Raw genomic sequence first — 4576 nt, 5'->3', positions numbered from 1 at the left:
GTCCAGCGGGAAGCTGGGCCGTCGAGACCCCCGGAGGACTTCCGACGGTGACCACCAAGGCTCCCGGGCGGGTGGCCGGTCCCCGATACCGGCCACCCGCCCGGGCTCCACGCCCGGAGATCACCCCGCGGTGGGCTGCAGGCGCGGCAGCAGCGCGACCAGCTGCCGGCCCTTCTTGCGCAGCGACGGCGGGAACGGCGGCATCGACAACGTCATCGCCTGCTCCCAGCCGTGGATGTAGAGCTCGAACTTCACCAGGAAGCCCCGCTGGGGCTCGGTGATCGCCACGTGCGTGCGCGGGACGCCGAACAGCGCCTTGCCCGGGCCGCCCGTGTACGCGTCGGCCTCGAAGAACAGCAGGGGAAGCGGACGCGCAACGCTGGACGACGTGCGTGCGCCGCCTTCCCGTGCCCCGATCAAGGGATCACCCAAACCGGCCGATCAGGACGTAAGCATCGGCGCCGCGAGGAACTGCTCCGGGATCGCGAACGCGTCCACCAGCGTGCGCGCGTGCGGGCGCAGCTCCGAGCACAGCCGGTTCACCGCCGCCGTGACGGCCTTCGCGCGCGACGCCGTCAGACGGCCGTGGCCCAGGAACCACGCCAGGTCCTCTTCGATCGCCGACAGCGCATACAGGTCGCAGACGCGTTCCAGCAGCGCCCGGGCGTCGGGATCCGGACAACGCTCGACGGCCGCCGTGAACGCCTCCAGCACCAGCCGCTCGACGTGGACGCGCCCGGCGCGCAACACGTGGTCCTGCGCCGAGTTGAAGACGCCGAAGGGGTCGGCTGCCGCCTTGCGCAGGCGCTTAGCCACGCCTTCGACGACGTGCTCCTCGCGGTCCTCGAACAGCCGCAGCTGCCACTCGCGGCGGAAGAAGACCTCCGAGTCGGAGCCCACGGTGAGCGACTCGACCGCCTTGCGCACCGAGGTTCGCTCCAGCAGCGTGTTGACCACCTGGTCGGTGAAGAACCGGGCCGTCGCCAGCGGCGAAAGGTCCTCGAAGTCCTGCTTGTAGCTGGTCAGCAGCCCCTTGGCGACCAGCTGGAGCAGGACCGTGTTGTCCCCTTCGAACGTCGTGAAGACGTCGGTGTCGGCCTTCAGCCCGGGCAGCAGGTTCTCCGCCAGGTAGCCCGCCCCGCCGCACGCCTCGCGCGCGGTCTGGATCGCCGCCGTCGCGTGCCACGTCGCGAGCGCCTTCAACCCGGCGGCGCGTGCCTCCAGTTCGCGCTGTTCCTCGTCGGACGCCGACGAGTCGATGTCGTGCAGCTTCGAGACCAGCTCTTCCTGTGCGAAGTGCAGCGCGTACGTCCTCGCCAGGGCCGGCAGGAGTTTCCGCTGGTGGGCGAGGTAGTCGAGGACGACGACCTCGTCGCCGTCCGGCTTCGCGAACTGGCGGCGGACCTCGCCGTAGCGGATCGCCAGCGCCAGCGCGCGTTTCGTGGCGCTGCCCGCGCTGCCCGCGACGCTCACCCGGCCGCGGATCAGCGTGCCCAGCATCGTGAAGAACCGGCGGCTGTCGCTCTCGATCGGGCTCGAGTACGTCCCGTCTCCGCCGACGTCGCCGAAGCGGTTCAGCAGAGCTTCGCGCGGCACCCGGACGTCGTCGAACGCCAACCGTCCGTTGTCGACCCCGTTGAGGCCCGCCTTCGGCCCGCAGTCGTCGATGGACACTCCGGGCATCGGCTTGCCTTCGTCGTCCCGGATCGGCACGAGGAACGCGTGCACGCCGCGCGATTCGCCGCCGGTCACCAGCTGCGCGAAGACCACCGCCAGCCGGCCGTCGCGGGCCGCGTTGCCGATGTATTCCTTGCGGGCCATCGCATCCGGCGTGTTGACGACGAACCCGCCGTCCACGAAGGTCGCCGTGGTGCGCAGGTGCTGGACGTCGGAACCGTGGCCGTGCTCGGTCATCGCGAAGCAGCCCAGCACGTCGAGGTCCATGATCGCGCGCAGGTACCGCTGGTGGTGCCGCTCGGTGCCGAGCAGCTGGACGGCGCCGCCGAACAGGCCCCACTGGACGCCGGCCTTCACCATCAGCGACAGGTCGCCGTAGCCGAGCATCTCGAACGACGTCACCGAGCCGCCGACGTCGCCTCCGCCGCCGTACGCCGGATCGAAGCCCAGGCCGGGCCGGTCGGTCTCGGCGAGTGCGCGCAGCTGGTCGAGCACCTGGGCGCGGTGCGCCTCGATGCCGAGGTCCACCGGGTCCCGGAACTCCGTGCCGGCCATCTGCGCCCGCACCCCGCGGCGCAGTTCGGCCCAGCGGCCGTCGAGGACGGCGGTGAGTGCGTCCGGATCCACCTTCGAGGGTACTTCGGGGACGTCCACGGCTACCTCCGGAAAAGGACGAACGGCAGGCTTCCTACTCGTTGGTAGTAAGCCTGCCGCAGCCCCGCCGATCCCGCAGGTTCAGATCGGCTTGCCGTTGACCGTCACATTCGTGAAGCGGGCGTTGTCCACGTACTTCAGCGCGTTCGACGTGTCGGCCACGCCCTTGAACGTGGAGTTCGCCACGGAGAACCCGTGCACGTGGGCGTTCGAAAGCCCGCTGACGTCGAACGTCTTGCCCGCGATCTTCGTGCTCGAACACGTGCTGATCGTGAACGGCCCGAACGAAGGGACGTAGCCGCCGGTCTGGCTGTTGTAGGTGGACGTCACGTACACGAAGTTCCGCGCGAAGGTGCCGGAAACGCTGTCGAGGTTGATGTTCTCGGTGAAGCCGCCACGCAGCGTGTTGGACTTCACGTACAGGGCGAACTTCGTGTCACCCTGCACGGTGAGCCGGTAGGCGTAGACGTTGCGGATCCCGCCGGTCTGCTCGCTGCCGCAGGTGATCGCGCCCCAGTTGCCGTTCATCACGCAGTTCACCACGACGAGGTTCTGGCACGGGACGTTCACCCGGCGCCCGTCGGCGTCGCGGCCGGACTTGATGGCGATGTTGTCGTCGTGCGCGCCGAGGGTGCAGTTGGCGATGACGACGTGGTCGCACGACTCCGGGTCGCAGCCGTCGGTGTTGCTGTGCGCCGTGCCGGGGTCGGTGCTGACGCCGTCGACCGTGACGTTGCGGCACAGCGTCGGGTGCAGCTGCCAGAACATCGGGTTCTTCAGGGTGACGCCCTGGATCAGCACGTTCTCGCAGGCGTACGGCTCGACGAACGCCGACCGCATGGTGTGCCCCGAGCCCGGCACCACCCGCTTCTCCCGCGCGGTTCCGTTGGCCACCAGCGATTCCAGGTACGCCCGGTCGCTGCCCTTGTTCCACGACGAGGTGGCCGCCGCATCGAGGGTGCCGCTGCCGGTGAGGCCGATGTTCTTCTGCCCGTACGCGTAGATCATCGGCGAGTGGTTGACGCACTCGATGCCTTCGTAGCGCGTCAGGACGTTCGGGAACTTCGAGGCGTCGCCGCTGAACTTGAGGACCGCGCCCTTTTCGAGGTGCAGGTCGACGTTGCTCTTGAGGTGGATGGCGCCGGTGACGAAGCTGCCACCGGACGGCACGACGACGTGCCCGCCACCGGCCGCGGTGCAGGCTTCGATCGCTTTCCCGATCGCCGCGGTGTTGTCGGTCTTGCCGTCGTTCTTCGCGCCGTAGCCGGTGATCGGGAAACTCCGGTCGGGGAACACGGGAATCGTCGTGTTCGCGACGATGTCGTTCGCCACCGGCCACGGGAGCTCCGGTACGTCGATGCGAGGCGCCGCCGAGGCGATGGCCGGGAGCAGCGGCACCGCCGCCACCGCGAGCCCGCCCTTGATCAGCTGCCGCCGGGTGAACCTGCCGTCCATGGGTACTTCCTTCACGGGAAAGACCTGGTGCGACGGCGGAACCACGGCACGGACCGCGGGCACGAAGAAACTCTAGGCCCGGATTCGGCTCCAGGTCCAGGCTTGCGCGACCGGCGAAGAGCCTGTCATGATCGCCGCATGTCGATTCGAAAGGGCGTGCGCGCCCTCGCGCGTTGAGCGCCCCGCGGCGGCCCGGCCGCCGCTTCCCCGATTTGCCTGCGTGGCTGAACCACGCCTTCTGCACGTCCTGCACTGATCGGCCCGCGGCCGAAGACGCGATCAGCCGGCTCTACGCCCTGCTCGCCGAGCCGCGCGGCAGCCCGTCAAGGAATCCGTCGCCGGCTGCACAGCGAGACCGGGCCCGCGGTGGTCCACCCCGACGGCCGGCCCGCCTCCATCGAGCAGTCCGGGCTGCGGCTGCTGAGCCGGACGCCCGATCCCGGCAGCCCCGAACTCGTCCGCGGCGATGCAAGCCACAACCCGCACAGCTCGTCGCGGACCGCGGGACGTGCGGCTTTCGAGAAAACGGCGCCGGTGTACCTGATTCATCCGGAGCACGGGGCAACCGGGATCGCGCCCGGAGCGTGGTTGGTGCGAAGGGCAGCTGGAGCTGCGGCCGGCTTCCGGAAACCGGTTCTGGTCGCGGACTGAGAGCTGCCGGGTACCGCTCGGGAGGGGCGGTGACCGGCTGACGGCCGCGGGGTGCCGCCGAGGGGGCAGCACCGCGCGGCCGGCCTGAAGTTCGTGAAGGCCACCTTGAGGAACTCGAAGTCCTCCAGGTGGCCTTCAC

The 4576-nt window shown here is 69.7% G+C and carries 3 protein-coding genes; all 3 read right to left on the bottom strand.

What is annotated here, in order from left to right:
- Nucleotides 1–120 precede the first annotated feature (120 nt).
- Nucleotides 121–420, bottom strand: a complete 300-nt coding sequence (locus AB0F15_RS44910) for a hypothetical protein (protein WP_360284051.1) — start codon at nucleotides 418–420, stop codon at nucleotides 121–123.
- A 21-nt stretch (nucleotides 421–441) separates the two neighbouring features.
- Nucleotides 442–2331, bottom strand: a complete 1890-nt coding sequence (locus AB0F15_RS44905; RefSeq protein WP_360284049.1) for an acyl-CoA dehydrogenase — start codon at nucleotides 2329–2331, stop codon at nucleotides 442–444.
- Nucleotides 2332–2412: 81 nt separating this feature from the next.
- A complete protein-coding gene (locus tag AB0F15_RS44900) occupies nucleotides 2413–3786 on the bottom strand; it encodes a glycosyl hydrolase family 28 protein (protein ID WP_360284047.1) in 1374 nt (457 codons plus the stop codon).
- Nucleotides 3787–4576 lie beyond the last annotated feature (790 nt).

This window comes from Amycolatopsis sp. NPDC026612, from assembly GCF_040638285.1.
Taxonomy (GTDB): Bacteria; Actinomycetota; Actinomycetes; order Mycobacteriales; family Pseudonocardiaceae; genus Amycolatopsis.
The sequence above is the reverse complement of the archived record's forward strand: the minus strand, read 5'-3'. Positions and strand labels throughout refer to the sequence as shown.